The sequence below is a fragment of the Mycobacterium sp. 236(2023) genome (genome assembly GCF_029623955.1).
GTDB lineage: Bacteria > Actinomycetota > Actinomycetes > Mycobacteriales > Mycobacteriaceae > Mycobacterium.
On record NZ_JARSBP010000003.1, the window covers coordinates 241130 to 255845 of the forward strand.

The following is a 14716-nucleotide window of genomic DNA, read 5'->3' on the forward strand; positions in this document are numbered from 1 at the left end:
GTCTTGCTTACTGCAAGAACACTTTTCGGATATCGGCGACCGGAGTTCTCGATTTCGCCGACACCATCACCGAATGGTATTCGGGTGACAGCTGGTCTTTGAGCTTTTGCAGTCCGGCCACGTCCAGAGGCACGGGATTCCAATGGTTCAGGGTGCGGATCGTGCCGTCATCCCAATGTCCCGAAGCGTCCCCGAGTACCTGGTTGGCATACATGCCGTAAAGGATGTACTCGGAGAATCCACTCAGTGGCGCGATGGCGCGTTCCCACGATTTGTTCGCCACACGTTCCAGGAGTCGATTCATCTCCAACACATTGTCGCGTCGCCAGCAGATCGCATTGCCGATGTAGTTGGTGTCGTACTCCGCTACCGGCGCCAATCCGAGCAGGGCCGCAGAGACCGCGTGCCAGTGGTCGTTGTTGGCGATCAGGCCGCGCTGCCCCGTTTCGACGAACAGGGGCACCTTTCCGTCGCGCTCGTAGGAGCGGGGATCGTAGGGTGCGACGTAGAAGACGTCGGAGTCGGTGTAGAGCAGGACGTCCTCGTTGACGACGTCGGGGATCGACAGTTTGACGATCTGCTGCAGAATCCAGTTCTTGACCGGCCGTGTGCGAAAACTGAACCAGAATCTCCGTACTTTGGGAATGCGTACCAGCCAGCTGGGGACGATGTCCTCGACGATCAGGATCTGCGTGCGGTCCGATTCGAAACGCTTGAACATCGGCACATCGCGCCGGTCGATGACCAGATAATGCCGCAAATAAGGTGCGGCCCAACGTTCGACGCTCTCGACAAGCAGTGCGCAGCGTTCCACATCCAGGCGAAAGCTCGGCGTGACCAACGCATAAGAAAGGAGATTTTCGGGCGGGGTGGTCATCGGCAAAGTATAGGCGCTGCGGAAATTTTTGGGGCCCAACTGTTTTACGCCGCGATGGCAATTCCGCTCAAGATCCCTCCAGCCCGAGTAGGCGAAGCGCGCCGTCTATCCAGAATCCGATTTTCGGACCGCCCTGGCACATTCCGTCAGTCTCTCCGGGATTTTTCACCCACAGCAGGCCGTCGAGCCCGGCGCCCTCGAACAGCCGCGGTGAGGCGCCCAACCGGGCGCCTGGGGCGTTGCAGTAGTTGTCTTGCGGGCCCGCACCGTTTCGGCTGATGTCGATCACATAATGCGCGTCGGTGACCCCGAGGGCGCGCAGTGCCGACCGCACGCGCTCGGCATACCGAACCTCGCCACCCGTCGTCTGATAGTTCGACACGTTCAGGCTGAAACCGGTGACCTTGTCGACATCGACCCCTTTCAGCCGGTTCGCGGCTTCTGCTGGGCTGAGCCAGTTCTGGTGGCCTGCGTCGATGTAAACCCGCGCGCCCGTCGTCGACAGCGTGTCGACCGCGTAACGCAGCATGCCCTGACGGTCGCCCTGTTCGCACTCGCCCAGGTGCGGAAGCGCATCGGGTTCGAGGATGACCATGGCCTCGTCGTGCCCCATCAATGCAGCCGCCGCGCCGTCCACCCAGTCCTTGTACTCCTGCTCGTCGCGCGCACCCGTGTACACCCGTTCCTCGGCCGGAACCGCAGAACCGCAGTCCAGTGCAGGAATCCGGTAGAGCACGATCGTCGGGACGGCGTTCGCTGCCTCCGCCGCGGCGAGGTAATCGCCGACGTCATCGATGACCGTCGCCGACGTGGACCAGTCGCTGAACCACTTCGCCTGCGGTGTCTGCGCGATCGGATCCAACCGGGGGTCCTCCCGTGCCGCCTCGATCGCCAGCAGATCGGGATCGGTGTACAGCTTGGTATCGATCGGCGTGCTCCCCGCGACCGTCCCCGAACCGACGACCTCCGGTGGTTCTCCCGAATGCGTGGCCGCGCCGATCGCCACCAGGGAGACAGCGGTGACCGTCACCGCTGCCGCTGCAAGAACCGAGCGTCGTTCCCGTCGCAGTACCCGCCGCCACCCCGCCGAGGCCGGATCAGTGTGGCGGCTGTTCATGGCGCGCGTGCTTCGTCGTGCACATCGGTCGGTCGGGCCAAGAACAGGACGGTCAACGGGACGATCGTGACCGACCAGTAAGCCGCGTTGTCGATGAAACCCAACGGCACCTCGAGCCAACCGCAGACGAGAATGCCCGTCATCAGCATCGCCGCGATCGACATGTAGCGGTTCCTTGGCATGGTCGTGACGTATGCCTGCACGAGCAGCGAGGCGACAGCAACAAACGCAAGGAGCACGCCGCCGGTGGCAAGCCACTGGACGAACTGGTTGTGACCGGAGAAGGCTCCGGGGCTCAACGGTGACGTGTCAGTCTCCGCGACTTGCGCAAACCAGTCTCTGCCCAGTCCGAAATAGGGGGCTCGCGAAGACCATTCCGTCAGTGAGCCGTTCCAGATCACGCCACGGCCGGTCAGTTCGTCGTCCTCCCAGCCGCCAGGCTGCAACCAGCCCGTCAACGGCAACACACACATCACCGCCATTGCCCCGACGGTGGCAAGGCGCGCCACCGCTGACGCGGCACGCTCGTGTCCGTACTCCCTGAAGGCCCACGTCACGGCGCCGATCACCAACATGCCCGCCGCCGCAGTCATCGCGATGCGACTGGAGGACCAGCAGATGGCGAACCCCACGACTGCCAGCCCGGACACTCGCATCCACCATCGCGGGAGTGTGATCACCGCTGCGATCCCGATCGTAAGGTAAAGGCCCAGAATGTTTTCCGCGGTGAACATGCCCTGCAGCAGCCCCAGTGAGGGGAACACCGCCTTGTCGGCGCGCTCGCGCACAGTACCGTCGGCCTCACGAACACGGCCCGCGTCGGGCTGCAGGAACCCGAACGCGATCGCCGCGATCGCCGTCAGCACCACGAGCGCACCCAGCGCGGCGAGCACGCGGGGGCTGGGCCGCAGCGCGGCCAGCGCCAGGATCACCACCAGATACAGCACACTTTCGGGACTCGGAGAGCCCTCGTACAAGGTGCGCGTCAGGATCACCAGCCATGGCGCCAGCAGCACGAGCAGGCGCCACAGGCCCGGCCGGGTGAGTTCGTTGATGCGGAACACGATGATGACGACGCTGAGACCGACAGCCAAGAGGAAAGACAGGCTCGAGATCGCGCTCGCGGCGGCCGGCCAGATCGGTTCCTCGCCGACCGGCACGAACACCTTGTCCGCGGTCAGCGACATCGCGATGCGCGCGCCGACGGCACGGCACCACAGGAGGGCGATGAGCAACACAGCCGCGGCATCACACGAGATGAACAGGCGGCTCTTCTGCAGCATCCACCCTCCGCTCGCGACGCCCGAGCCAAGCTGCCCGGACGGCAGAACACGGGTACGTGTGGATGGTACCGATCGGTGGGCTTCGCGAGCTTCAACGCGCACCTACTCCGGGGTCGCCGATGCGACAATTGCGGAGTGGCTGGACGTTACCTGATCGCTATCGCTACATACCTGCGGCCGACCGGACTGCAGCGATTGCTGGACAGTCTGGAAGTGGCCATCGCGTCGGCGGGCCTGGATGTCGACGTCCTGATCGTCGACAACGATGCCGAAGGATCGGCGCGTTCGATCGCCGCCGCCCATGGACTCGGACCCACGTATGTTGTTGAGCCAGAGCCCGGTATCTCAGCCGCCCGCAACCGCGCACTCGATCACTTCGGCGATTCCTACCGCGGAATCGTCTTCGTCGACGACGACGAGTGGGTGTCACCGACGTGGCTGACCACGCTGACGGAATACGCAGTCCAGACACAGGCAGACGTGGTAGTGGGACCGGTGGTCAGCGTCTTCCTTGAGCCCGCGCCCGAATGGGTGCAACGCGGAGGATTCTTCCAGGGCCGCTCTCAGGTGACCGGTGATCATCTGCGCTACGCGCCGACGAACAACACCTTGCTGGTCCGGGATACATGGGTTCGTGTCGGTTCGCCCCGATTCGACCCGGCGTTCTCCACGACGGGCGGCGAGGACACCGATCTGTTCCACGGAATCCGAAAGTCGGGTGCTGCCATACTCTTCTGCGCGGAAGCGCAGGTGTACGAAGAGGTGCCGACCGACAGACAGTCGTTGGGCTGGGTGCGCCGCCGCGCAATGCGGGAGGGCGCCAACGAGACCCGAGTGCTGCGCAAGCACCGTGACTCGGAGTTGTTGGCGGCGTTGGCGCGAGGCGTTCGCAGCGGTGTGTACGGAATCCTGTTCCTCGCCGTCGGATTGGCCACTCGCCGTGGCGTCCAGGCGCGCCCGTACTTCAGCCTTTTTTACGCGTGTGGACAATTCGCGGCGCTCTTCAACTACCAGGTCGAGGGCTATACGCGAATCAGCAAGTCGCAGAACAGCCGTTGACCCGTCACGAATCTGCCCATCATCGGAGTGCCGTGAGCGTTCCGGCGATATGTTGTGAAAGCCGGCCGGGCCTGTCGTTGGGGGAAGAAGGTTGATGGCGCCGAATTTTGCCCGCAATACTCTTCTCGGCTTCGTTTCCGGCGCCGCCGTCACGTTTTCCGGATTCGTCGGGAGCGCGATCGCAGCGCGACTGCTGGGACCCGACGATTTCGGTGTCGTCGCCTACGTCGTCTGGTGCGTGACGATCGCTGCAGCGGTCGCGAACCTGGGCAGCGACGTCGTGCAGCAGCGATTCCTTCCGAACCTGCGTGCTGCGGGCAAGAGCGATCAGGTGGACGGTCTCGTCGGCGCCATCATGCGGCTGGCGATGGGGGCGGCCGTCGTGGTCGGCGTCGTGTTGTTCGCCTACCTCTACGGACCCGGAACGGGCGCGCTGTCGGCGGGTTCGCCGCACTCTCAGATCGTCGTGATCGCGGTCGCTCTCGTCTGGTTTTTCTGCTGGCGGATGGGCGACTTGTATCTGTTCAATCTCCGCGGCGAGCAGCGATTCGACACACTGGCTCGCGTCTCGACGGTCTCGGCGCTGATGCGCGTCGCCACCACCGTGCTCGGAGCCTGGTTGTTCGGGATTCCCGGCGCGTTGGCCGGCTATATCGCCGCAACAGTTCTGCCGGCGAGCCGGCTGTTCCCGCTACTGCGCCTCAAACCCAGAGTCGACCGGTCACTGAGGCGGGAGGTCATCGGTTTCGCCCTGATGAGCTGGACGATCGGTGTGATCGGCAACCTTCTGTTCGGCCGTACGCAGATCATCTTCCTCGAGCACTACACCGACATCGGCACCGTCGGTTTGTTCGCCGTCGCGTTGACGGTGGCTGAGATGGCCGCGCAATTGCCACCGCTGCTGCTGTCGGCTCTGCTGCCTCGCTTCAGCGAGCAGAGTGGTCAGGGCGCGCACGACAACATGAAGAGCCTGTATCGAACGATGACGGCCTTCATCGCGGTGGTGATGCTGCCGTTCTGCCTGGGCCTGGCCGCCGTCACGCCGGTGCTGGTTCCGCTGATCTTCGGTACCGATTTCGCCGATGCCGCCGCTGTGTCCTCGATCCTTCTGATAGCCATTGCGATCAACAGTCTCGGCGGCGCCAACCTCTCGCTGATCTTGAGCAAGGGGAAGAACAGCATTCTCTGGATATCCAATGCCGTCGGCCTGGTCGGCGTCATCGGGCTGGGATTTCTGTTGATTCCCCACTACGGGCTCATCGGAGCAGCCTGGTCGCGCGCAATCATCCAGGTGGTGGTCATCCTCATCGAAATTATCTGCGCGACAATTCAACTAGGATTCGCCATGCCCTATCGCGCGCTGGGGGCCATCGCGCTCGCCGCTGTGGCACAAGGTGCGGTCGCCTACGCAATCGTCCTAAACCTAGGCGGCGCAGGATCATTGGTGCTTGCTATCCCTGCCGCGATTCTGACGTATCTGATCGCTGTGCGCCTGCTCGGTGTGATCCCACTGGTTGACCCCGAGCTGTCAGGCCGGCTCATCTCCCACACACCTGGCCGGTTCAAACCACTGGCATCCCGGATCATGCGACTGCTGGCGCCGTCCACAACGGGGCGGGCAGAGCAAGATTGACCATTCTCGTCCGAACTTACGTACTAGGCTTGACATCACATGACCGGTAGGCCGGGGGGCTCCGCGCAGAGAGGCTGTCGATGATCAGTGTCCTCGTGATCGGCGCAGGAGCGGTGGTTGAGGAGCACTACCGCCCACCCCTGCGCCGGCTGGAGAAAGCCAAGGCCATTCAGGTTCTCGGCGTGGTGGATCCCAACGAATCGCGGGGCCGGCTGATCGCGGACCGGTTCAAGCGGGCCCGCGCCTATCCCGATTGTGAGGCGGCCTTCCAGGCAGATTCGTACGATCTCGCCATCATCGCCTCACCGCCCGGGTTCCACGCCGACAATGCTTGTGCGGCCTTCGAACACGGAAGCCATGTGCTGTGCGAGAAACCCATGACGACGACGGTCGCCGACGCTGACCGGATGAACGCCGCGGCGGCGAAGGCCGGCCGGGTGCTGGGCGTGGCGTATCCCCGGAGGTTCTATTCGAATTTTGCCGACGTCGCACGGCTTGTCGCGGACGGCGAGCTCGGCAACGACCTCGAGTTCACCTACCGCGAAGGCCACACCTACGGCTGGCCCGCCGCCACCGACGCGGCGTTCCGGCGTGAGCGTGCGGGAGGCGGTGCGCTGCTGGACATCGGAGTGCACATGCTCGACCACCTGAGCTGGATCTTCGGCGATCCGGTGGTCAGCCGCTCGTTCGATGACAGCTTCGAGGGCGGGGTCGAGACGAATTCGGTGTTGCAGCTGACGTTTCCGCGGGCTCGCGGCATCATGCAGGTCAGTTGGGAGTACCCGCTGAACAACGGGTTGTGGATACGCGGCGCACTGGGCGAGGTGATGCTCGACGGGGACGACCTTCGCACCTACCGACGCAAGACGTCCCAAGGGTGGACGCTCGTACCGGCCGAGACGTCCTGGCCCACCGATCTCACCCCGGAGGGTGGCAAGCGGGTGCGGCCCGGCAACCTACGCCCGTGCTTCGACGCCGAGTTGGTGGCCATGCTCAGGTGCATTCGCTATGGCGAACCCTTTCCCGTGACGGGTGTCCAGGCCGCGAGCGTGCAAGCCGCCATCGAACACGCCTACGAGAACGCCGAGCCGCTGGATTGTCCCTGGCTACCCGACGACGAGCAGGTAGCCGCCCGCGCCAAACATTGGAAGGCCGGCCACCCGTGAGCAAGCCCATCGCAATCATCGGAGCCGGCGGTTGGGTCGGTGCGCGTCTGGTCGAACGCGCCGAACTTCTCGGGGATGTCGGCGGCGTCCGCATTGTCCCCATCGTCCGATCCCGGCGCAGTCAGGGGCGGTTGGCGAGGTTCGGCACGTGCACCGTTCTCGGTGACGCCGGCGATCCAGCGTCTCTGGTTCCGCTGCTCAAGGGCTGCGGGATGGTGGTGAACCTGACTCTGGGCAACGATGAGCGCATCGTCGGTGATGTCGAGTCCATCTACTCCGCGTGTGTGCAGGCGGAGGTTCCGCTCTTCGTCCACATGAGTTCCGCCGAGGTTTTCGGACGGGCGGACGCGCCGAATTTGAGCGACGATTCCGTCGCGGACAGCCCCCATTGGATGGAGTACGCCCACGGGAAAAGGGCCGCCGAGGCGTGGCTGCGCTCCCAAACGGATGGGCCTGTGAAGGTCATCATGCTGCGGCCGGGGCTGATCTGGGGACCTGGGTCGGTGTGGCTGGTCGACCCGGCCAAAGCGCTGGTCAGCGGCACGGCATATCTGTTCGGGGAAGGCCAGGGGATCTGCAATCTGATCCACGTGGACAATCTCATCTCCTACCTCGTCCATCTGGCGAAGGCTCCCGAGACGCGCTCGGGCATCTTCAACATCTCCGACAACGAGACGACCCGCTGGGCCGACTTTTATCACGCGATCGCACGGGAAGTCGGCGTCGATCCGGCGACGATCCGACTGCTCCCCGATTCGGCCTTCCAGGAGAGCCGGCTGGAACCGGTGCGGAAGAAACTGTTCAACGTCGCACCCGCTCGCGCCGTCAAACGACGGATGAGCGGTGACACCAAGGGCCGAATCAAGCAGGAACTCAGAGATCGGTTCCGGCCGTCGATATCCGAAGTTCAGCCCATCGCACCCGAACCGGCTGTGACGAAGCAGCTTTGGTGGCTGCAGGGCACAGCGCAGAAGCTGCCGTCGACCAAGTTCGCCGAGCACTATCCGGGTCTGCAGCTTGCGCCGTTCGCCGATCTGATGGCGGCCAGTGGTCACTGGCTGCGGTACGCCGGGTTCCAGAATCCGGACGCTCGCAGCTGAGCGGCTCGCCCGAGCTGATAACCCGGCTTACCTAGCAAGCGCTTGGTTGCTATCCTGATCTAGTGGACAAGGCGCTTCCCAGTCGCCGCGACGAGCTTCTGCAGCTCGCCGCGACGATGTTCGCCGAGCGCGGCCTGCGGGCCACCACTGTGCGCGACATCGCGGACTCGGCCGGAATCCTGTCGGGGAGCCTGTATCACCACTTCAAGTCCAAGGAGCAGATGGTCGAAGAGGTCCTGAAGGACTTCCTGGACTGGCTGTTCACACGCTACGACGAGATCGTCGCCGGCACGACGGACCCCCTGGAGCGCGTCAAAGGCCTGTTCATGGTCTCGTTCGAAGCCATCGAGCACCGACATGCGCAGGTCGTCATCTACCAGGACGAGGCCAAGCGACTCAACCCGTTGCCGCAGTTCGAATTTCTCGACGACCGCAACCGCGAACAGCGCAGGATGTGGGTCGAGGTCCTCAAACAGGGCGTCGCCGAAGGAAGCTTCCGGCCCGACCTCGATGTCGACCTCGTCTACCGCTTCATCCGCGACACCACCTGGGTTTCGGTCCGCTGGTATCAACCGGGCGGACCGCTGACGGCCGAGCAGGTCGGCAACCAATACCTCGCCATCGTCCTCGGTGGCATCACGGAAGGATCGAAGTAATGGCTTCACAGGCGTACGTCATCGACGCTGTGCGCACGGCCGTCGGCAAGCGCAACGGATCGCTCGCTGGTGTTCACCCCGTCGACCTCGGTGCCGCGGGCTGGCGCGGGCTGTTCGAGCGCAACGACGTCGACCCGGGCGCCGTCGACGACGTGATCGCCGGCTGCGTCGACGCGATCGGGCCCCAGGCGGGTAACATCGCGCGGCTGTCGTGGCTGGCCGCGGGATTCCCCGAAGAGGTCCCCGGTGTCACCGTCGACCGCCAGTGCGGATCCAGCCAGCAGGCCATTTCCTTTGGCGCGCAGGCGATCATGTCGGGTACCGCGGACCTGATCGTCGCTGGCGGCATGCAGAACATGAGCCAGATCCCGATCAGCTCGGCCATGACCGTCGCCGAACAATTCGGATTCACCTCTCCGACAAACGAATCCAAGAGCTGGCTGCACCGCTACGGCGATCAGGAGATCTCCCAGTTCCGCGGCTCGGAACTCATCGCCGAGAAGTGGAACCTGTCGCGTGAGGAGATGGAGCAGTTCGCGCTGACCAGTCATCAACGCGCACAGGCCGCCATCCGCGCGGGGCATTTCGAGAACGAGATCATCCCGGTCGACGGGTTCGTCACCGACGAGGGGCCGCGCGACACCTCCCTGGAGAAGATGGCGGGTCTCAAGACCCTCGTCGAGGGTGGCAGGCTCACCGCGGCGATGGCCAGCCAGATCTCCGACGGCGCCAGCGCCGTTCTCCTTGCCTCGGAGGAAGCGGTGAAGACGCACGGTCTCAAGCCGCGCGCCCGCATCCACCACATCAGCGCCCGCGGCGCCGACCCGGTGTTCATGCTCACCGGCCCGATCCCCGCTACCCGCTACGCGCTGGAGAAGACGGGCTTGACGATCGACGACATCGACACCGTCGAGATCAACGAGGCGTTCGCGCCCGTCGTGCAGGCCTGGCTCAAGGAGACCAAGGCCGACCCGGAGAAGGTCAACCCCAGCGGTGGCGCCATCGCCCTCGGCCATCCGCTCGGCGCCACCGGCGCAAAGCTTTTCGCGACGATGCTGAATACGCTGGAGCGCACCGGCGGCCGCTACGGTCTGCAGACGATGTGCGAGGGCGGCGGCACCGCCAACGTCACGATCATCGAAAGGCTCTGAGCCCGAACACGACTCAGTGGTCGTGCAAGATGACGCCGCGGATGTTGCGGCCGTCGCGCATGTCCTGATAGCCCTCGTTGACCTCGGCCAGCTTGTACTCGTGGGTGACGGTCTCGTCGAGCAGGAGCTTGCCCTCACGGTAGAGCGACAGCAGGCGCGGAATATCGGCGCGCGGGTTGGCCTCGCCGTACAGGCTGCCCAGTAGCCGTTTCTGGAACAGCGTGAACATCATCAGCCCGAGCGTCGGTGAGTTGTCGGCCATCGTCGAGAGCGCTGTCATCACGACCGCGCCGCCCTTGCGGACGATGTTTGCGGCGTCCTCGAGCATGGAGCCTTCGAGCAGCCCGACGGTCAGGATCGCCGAGTCGGCCATCACTCCGCGCGTCAATTCGGCGACCAGCGCCGTGGCTTCGGGCAGCGACGTCACGAAGTGCGTGGCGCCCAGCTGAATTGCCTTCTCGCGTTTCGCGTCTACGGGTTCGACGACGACGATCTTCTCCGCGCCGGCCAGCCGCGCGCCCTGAACGGCGCCGCTGCCGATGCCGCCGAATCCGATGACCACGACGGTGTCGCCGGGCTGAACGTCGGCGGTGTTCACCGCGGAGCCCCACCCGGTGGTGACGCCGCAGCCGAGCAGACACGCACGTGACAGCGGGATGTCGTCGTCGATCTTGACGATGGACGCCTCGGGCACGGTGCCGTACTGCGAGAAGGTGCCGACCAGCGCCATGACGCCGATGTCCTGGCCGTTGGCATGGTGACGTCGGTAGGTGCCGTCGAGTTGCGTGCCCGCCATGATCATTGCGCCGAGGTCGCACAGGTTCTGGTGACCCGTCGAGCAGAATCGGCATCGCCCACACGCGGGAAGGAATGACGCGACGACGTGGTCGCCGGGTGCGAGTCCGATGACGCCGGGCCCCACCTCGCGGACGATCCCGGCGCCTTCGTGGCCACCGATCAGCGGAAGTGGAGCGGGCAGGTCTCCGGTTCGGATGTGCTCATCGGAGTGGCACAGCCCGGTCGCCTCCCACGACACGAGCACCTCACCCGCGCCCGGCGGGTCGAGGTCGATTTCTTCGACAGTCCAGTCGGACCCGTACTCCCAGAGAATGGCGGCGTTGGTCTTCATGTCTGGCGAGTCTAGGAAGGCCCCGGCCGCCGCACGGCCGAATCGCTAGACGCGCGTCAAGAATGCGCTCACCGCAGGAACGCTCACTGGATGAACGAGGTGGCCCTCTGCAGGTGCTCGATTGCCTCGGCCACGATGGCGGGCACCAGCTCGGCGCAGGACGGCAGGTTGTCGATGATGCCCGCAACCTGGCCGGAGGCCAGCACGCCCGCGTCGGTGTTCCCCTCGACCAGGCCCGCTTTGAGAAGCATCGGGGTGTTCGCCGCCATCACGACCTGTGACCATGTCAGGTCCTTGCCGTGCCGCATCGCGAGGCCGTCGGTGACCATCGACTTCCACGTCATGCCGGACATCTTCTTGAATTTCTGTGCATTCAGAACGGCGGCGGACAGCCCGCGGATCGGCGATCCACTCTCGAGCTTCTCGACCAGGCCCGTCCGAAGCACGCGGTGCGGCATTCCGTCGACCTTCGTCGACACGACGGTGCCGTCCAGCGCCGCCTCGAGGTAGCGCTGCTTGACCGCGTCGGGGACGGTCGAATCCTTCGTCAGCAGGAACCGCGTGCCCATCGCGACACCCGCGGCACCGTACGACAAGGCGGCGGCCAGTCCACGGCCGTCGAAGAAGCCGCCCGCGGCGACCACCGGCATGCCGGTGTCGGCGACGGCATCGAGCACCGATGGCAGCAGCAGCGTCGTGGCGATCGGGCCGGTGTGCCCGCCGCCCTCGCCGCCCTGCACGATGACAGCGTCGGCGCCCCAGCCGGCGACCTTCTTGGCATGCTTGGCCAGACCGACCGACGGAATCACCACGACGCCTGCGTCTTTGAGCTTGGCGATCAGGTCGGGTTTGGGGGCCAGGGCGAACGATGCCACCTTGACGCCTTCGCGGATCAGCAGGTCGACACGTTGGTTCGCATCGCCGGCGTCGGCGCGGATGTTGATGCCGAACGGCTTGTCGGTGGCTGCCTTCACCTTCGCGACCGCGGTGGTGAGCTCGTCGAGCGTCATCGTCGCCGATGCCAGGATCCCGAGGCCGCCCGCGTTGGACGTCGCGGCGACCAACCGCGCGCCGGCGACCCAGCCCATACCGGTCTGGACGACAGGATGCTCGATGCCGACCAGCTCGGTCAGCGGGGTCTTGAGGGATGTCATTTGACTTCTTTGTCCCGCAACGACTTCGGATCAATGACCTCACGCAGCAGTCGCTGCTCCTCGCCGGAGGGCAACCGGGTGGTCTCGGCCTCGCCGAGGCCGTGCACCTCGAACGACGTGTTCTCGACGACCTGCTCGGCCTCGACGCCGGGGTGCAGCGACACGGCCCGCATCTGATGGTCCGGGCCGTTGAAGTCGAAGACGCCGAGGTTGCTCACGACGCGATAGACGTTGACGAAGCGGTACGCCGGATTGTCGGGATCGATCTTGTCCCAACCGATTCCGGAGACGATGTCGACGGACTCGCTGAACACCCGCTTGGTGTGGTTGCCCACGAAATAACTGGTGGCGTGGTTGATCGAGTTGCCGGGTGCGCCGCGCACGCCGAACATCTGACGCGTCGGTTGCTGCAGTGGACCGAACGCCGACAGGTTCTGGTTGCCGTACCGGTCGATCTGGTTGGCGCCCATCACGACATGACGCTTGCCCCATGCCAGCGTTTCGAAGACGCGGCCGAACGGCATCCAGCCTTCGATCGCCGCGGATGCGCCGATCGCGGGGGTGTCGGCGATGAGCCGCGCTTCCCCGTCGGAGAGCACGATGTCGGGGGAGAAGGTCAGTCGAGCCAGCCGGGCGCCGATCGACACGATCGTCGTCATCGGGCTGACCATGATTTCGCCTGCGTCACGGAACAATTCGGCGCACGCGACGGCGCAGATCTCGGCGCGGGTGGTGGAGATCATTTCGCTGCCTCTTTCTGTGCGTCGGCGAATTTCCGGACCGCGGCCTGGTAGTCGGCCTCACTGCCGGAAAGATACGTCTTGACGAACTCGGCCCACGTCTCGTCGGAGCCCGCAGCCTCGGCGTAGTGACGCTGGAACTTCTCGTCGCGGCGGTAGTCCGGCTCTGCGGTCGTGAAATGAGCACCGTTCGGGGCCTCGACGACGGTGTCGACCATCATCCGGTTGATCAGCAGCGCCTGTGGCGGCACCGATTTCACCAGTTCCTCGGTCGATACCACCTTCTCCACCGACAGGAACCGCTTCTGGGCCGACATCAGGAACAGGTCGTCGAAGTACGGGTCGATGCCGGTGTAGGCCGCGTTGCCGCGCTCGTCGCCGACGTTCATGTGCACGAATGCCGCGTCGAGGTTCAGTGCGGGCATCGCGATCAGCTCCTCTGAGTCGTAAGGCGATTGCACGGTTTTGAGTTCGTCACCCCAGAAGGCGCGGACGTCGCTGCCGAGGCCGGCGCGGATCGGCAGGAACGGCAGGCGCTGCGCCGCGGCCTGCAGCCCGCAGCGCAGCATGCCCTCGTCCATCTCGCGGGACTCGATCGCACCCGTCGTGCGGGCCTTGGCGAACCACGGGTCGTAGAACGGCGGCGAATCCAGCGACACGAAGCCGTAGTAGACGCGCTTGACCTTGCCCGCCGAACACAGCAGACCGAGGTCGGGGCCGCCATAGGTGACGACGGTCAGGTCGGTGACATCGGTGCGCAGCAGCGCGCGCACGAAGGCCATCGGCTTGCGCCGCGAACCCCAGCCACCGATGCCGATCGTCATGCCGCTCTCGATGGACGAGACGGCGTCATCCAAAGTGGTTCGCTTATCGCTCATTTCGATCCCTTTTCCGTACCCGCGAACGCGTCCCGGTGCTCATCGGAGACGCCCGCCAGATTCAGTTCGAACGTGAAGCCCTGCTCCATGCGGTATCGCGCGTTGACCGGCTGGACGTCGATGAAATTGAGCGCTTCCTTCGCCGCCCGGATCACCCGGGTGTCCTTGGAGGCGATGTCCCGCGCGACGCGCAGCGCGGACTCGTCGAGATCGGCGCGCGGCACCACCTCATGGACGGATCCGAAGTGGTGCAGCGTTTCGGCGCTGACGGTGGCGGCCGTGAAGAACAGCCGGCGCATCATGTGCTGCGGCACCAGGCGGGACAGGTGTGTGGCCGCGCCGAGTGCGCCGCGTTCCACCTCGGGGAGGCCGAACTTCGCGTCATCGGAGGCGACGATCACGTCGGCGTTGCCGACGAGTCCGATGCCGCCGCCGACGCAGAAGCCATTCACAGCGGCGACGACGGGCACCGCGCACTCGTACACCGCGCGGAAGGCCTCGAAGCAGCCGCGGTTGGCGTCGATGAGAGCGGTGAAGCCCTCGGTCTTCTGCATCTCCTTGATGTCGACGCCCGCGTTGAACCCGCGTCCCTCGGCTCGCAGGATCACGACGTGGGTGCTGTAGTCGCGCCCGGCGGCGGTGATGGCGTCGGCCAGTTCGAACCAGCCCCGCGACGGGATCGCGTTGACGGGCGGGTAGTCGACGGTGACCGAGACGATGGCCGGTTCCACGGTCTTTGTGGTGATTGGCATGCAAACTCCTGGGTCGCTACC

General features: G+C 65.1%; 14 protein-coding genes. 6 read left to right on the top strand and 8 right to left on the bottom strand.

Annotated elements, in window-relative coordinates:
- Window positions 1–7: 7 nt before the first annotated feature.
- From P9A17_RS12255 to P9A17_RS12265, 3 genes are all read right to left on the bottom strand, one after another.
- On the bottom strand, window positions 8–877 hold the full coding sequence (locus P9A17_RS12255; RefSeq protein ID WP_278038915.1) for a DUF6492 family protein: 870 nt from the start codon (window positions 875–877) through the stop codon (window positions 8–10).
- A 67-nt stretch (window positions 878–944) separates the two neighbouring features.
- The gene (locus P9A17_RS12260; RefSeq protein ID WP_278038916.1) at window positions 945–1994 is read right to left on the bottom strand and encodes a glycoside hydrolase family 6 protein; all 1050 of its coding nucleotides are present in this window, start codon (window positions 1992–1994) and stop codon (window positions 945–947) included.
- The gene (locus P9A17_RS12265; protein WP_278038917.1) at window positions 1991–3277 is read right to left on the bottom strand and encodes an O-antigen ligase family protein; all 1287 of its coding nucleotides are present in this window, start codon (window positions 3275–3277) and stop codon (window positions 1991–1993) included. Before P9A17_RS12265 ends, P9A17_RS12260 begins: the two co-directional genes overlap by 4 nt.
- A gap of 135 nt (window positions 3278–3412) precedes the next feature.
- Between P9A17_RS12265 and P9A17_RS12270 the strand changes: the two genes are divergently transcribed.
- The 6 genes from P9A17_RS12270 to fadA6 all read left to right on the top strand — a co-directional run bounded on the left by P9A17_RS12270 (window position 3413) and on the right by fadA6 (window position 10042).
- Complete coding sequence (locus tag P9A17_RS12270) at window positions 3413–4336, top strand: glycosyltransferase (RefSeq protein ID WP_278038918.1); 924 nt, start codon at window positions 3413–3415, stop codon at window positions 4334–4336.
- A 94-nt stretch (window positions 4337–4430) separates the two neighbouring features.
- Entirely contained in the window at window positions 4431–5969 is a 1539-nt protein-coding gene (locus tag P9A17_RS12275) for an oligosaccharide flippase family protein (RefSeq protein WP_278038919.1), read from the top strand.
- A gap of 80 nt (window positions 5970–6049) precedes the next feature.
- Entirely contained in the window at window positions 6050–7135 is a 1086-nt protein-coding gene (locus P9A17_RS12280) for a Gfo/Idh/MocA family oxidoreductase (RefSeq protein ID WP_278038920.1), read from the top strand.
- Complete coding sequence (locus P9A17_RS12285; RefSeq protein ID WP_278038921.1) at window positions 7132–8235, top strand: NAD(P)-dependent oxidoreductase; 1104 nt, start codon at window positions 7132–7134, stop codon at window positions 8233–8235. Before P9A17_RS12280 ends, P9A17_RS12285 begins: the two co-directional genes overlap by 4 nt.
- Window positions 8236–8297: 62 nt before the next feature.
- Window positions 8298–8891 (top strand): TetR family transcriptional regulator KstR2, encoded by a 594-nt coding sequence (gene kstR2 / locus P9A17_RS12290; protein ID WP_278038922.1) that lies wholly within the window; start codon window positions 8298–8300, stop codon window positions 8889–8891.
- The gene (fadA6, locus tag P9A17_RS12295; RefSeq protein ID WP_278038923.1) at window positions 8891–10042 is read left to right on the top strand and encodes a steroid 3-ketoacyl-CoA thiolase FadA6; all 1152 of its coding nucleotides are present in this window, start codon (window positions 8891–8893) and stop codon (window positions 10040–10042) included. Before kstR2 ends, fadA6 begins: the two co-directional genes overlap by 1 nt.
- Before the next feature lie 13 nt (window positions 10043–10055).
- On the opposite strand, the gene P9A17_RS12300 is transcribed toward fadA6, so the two are convergent.
- The 5 genes from P9A17_RS12300 to echA20 all read right to left on the bottom strand — a co-directional run bounded on the left by P9A17_RS12300 (window position 10056) and on the right by echA20 (window position 14695).
- Complete coding sequence (locus tag P9A17_RS12300; protein WP_278038924.1) at window positions 10056–11171, bottom strand: NDMA-dependent alcohol dehydrogenase; 1116 nt, start codon at window positions 11169–11171, stop codon at window positions 10056–10058.
- 83 nt (window positions 11172–11254) lie between these two features.
- Complete coding sequence (locus P9A17_RS12305) at window positions 11255–12325, bottom strand: nitronate monooxygenase (protein WP_278038925.1); 1071 nt, start codon at window positions 12323–12325, stop codon at window positions 11255–11257.
- Entirely contained in the window at window positions 12322–13068 is a 747-nt protein-coding gene (gene ipdB / locus P9A17_RS12310) for a cholesterol ring-cleaving hydrolase subunit IpdB (protein ID WP_278038926.1), read from the bottom strand. Before ipdB ends, P9A17_RS12305 begins: the two co-directional genes overlap by 4 nt.
- Complete coding sequence (gene ipdA, locus P9A17_RS12315) at window positions 13065–13943, bottom strand: cholesterol ring-cleaving hydrolase subunit IpdA (RefSeq protein ID WP_278038927.1); 879 nt, start codon at window positions 13941–13943, stop codon at window positions 13065–13067. Before ipdA ends, ipdB begins: the two co-directional genes overlap by 4 nt.
- On the bottom strand, window positions 13940–14695 hold the full coding sequence (gene echA20 / locus P9A17_RS12320; RefSeq protein ID WP_278038928.1) for a (7aS)-7a-methyl-1,5-dioxo-2,3,5,6,7,7a-hexahydro-1H-indene-carboxyl-CoA hydrolase: 756 nt from the start codon (window positions 14693–14695) through the stop codon (window positions 13940–13942). The genes ipdA and echA20 overlap by 4 nt, the downstream gene beginning before the upstream one ends.
- Window positions 14696–14716 lie beyond the last annotated feature (21 nt).

Coding starts and splice junctions, on each gene's coding strand:
- P9A17_RS12275 (WP_278038919.1), top strand. CDS start 4,431: ATGGCGCCGAATTTTGCCCGCAATACTCTTCTCGGCTTCGTTTCCGGC.
- P9A17_RS12305 (WP_278038925.1), bottom strand. CDS start 12,325: ATGACATCCCTCAAGACCCCGCTGACCGAGCTGGTCGGCATCGAGCAT.
- P9A17_RS12255 (WP_278038915.1), bottom strand. CDS start 877: ATGACCACCCCGCCCGAAAATCTCCTTTCTTATGCGTTGGTCACGCCG.
- ipdB (WP_278038926.1), bottom strand. CDS start 13,068: ATGATCTCCACCACCCGCGCCGAGATCTGCGCCGTCGCGTGCGCCGAA.
- echA20 (WP_278038928.1), bottom strand. CDS start 14,695: ATGCCAATCACCACAAAGACCGTGGAACCGGCCATCGTCTCGGTCACC.
- ipdA (WP_278038927.1), bottom strand. CDS start 13,943: ATGAGCGATAAGCGAACCACTTTGGATGACGCCGTCTCGTCCATCGAG.
- P9A17_RS12300 (WP_278038924.1), bottom strand. CDS start 11,171: ATGAAGACCAACGCCGCCATTCTCTGGGAGTACGGGTCCGACTGGACT.
- P9A17_RS12260 (WP_278038916.1), bottom strand. CDS start 1,994: ATGAACAGCCGCCACACTGATCCGGCCTCGGCGGGGTGGCGGCGGGTA.
- fadA6 (WP_278038923.1), top strand. CDS start 8,891: ATGGCTTCACAGGCGTACGTCATCGACGCTGTGCGCACGGCCGTCGGC.
- P9A17_RS12265 (WP_278038917.1), bottom strand. CDS start 3,277: ATGCTGCAGAAGAGCCGCCTGTTCATCTCGTGTGATGCCGCGGCTGTG.
- P9A17_RS12280 (WP_278038920.1), top strand. CDS start 6,050: ATGATCAGTGTCCTCGTGATCGGCGCAGGAGCGGTGGTTGAGGAGCAC.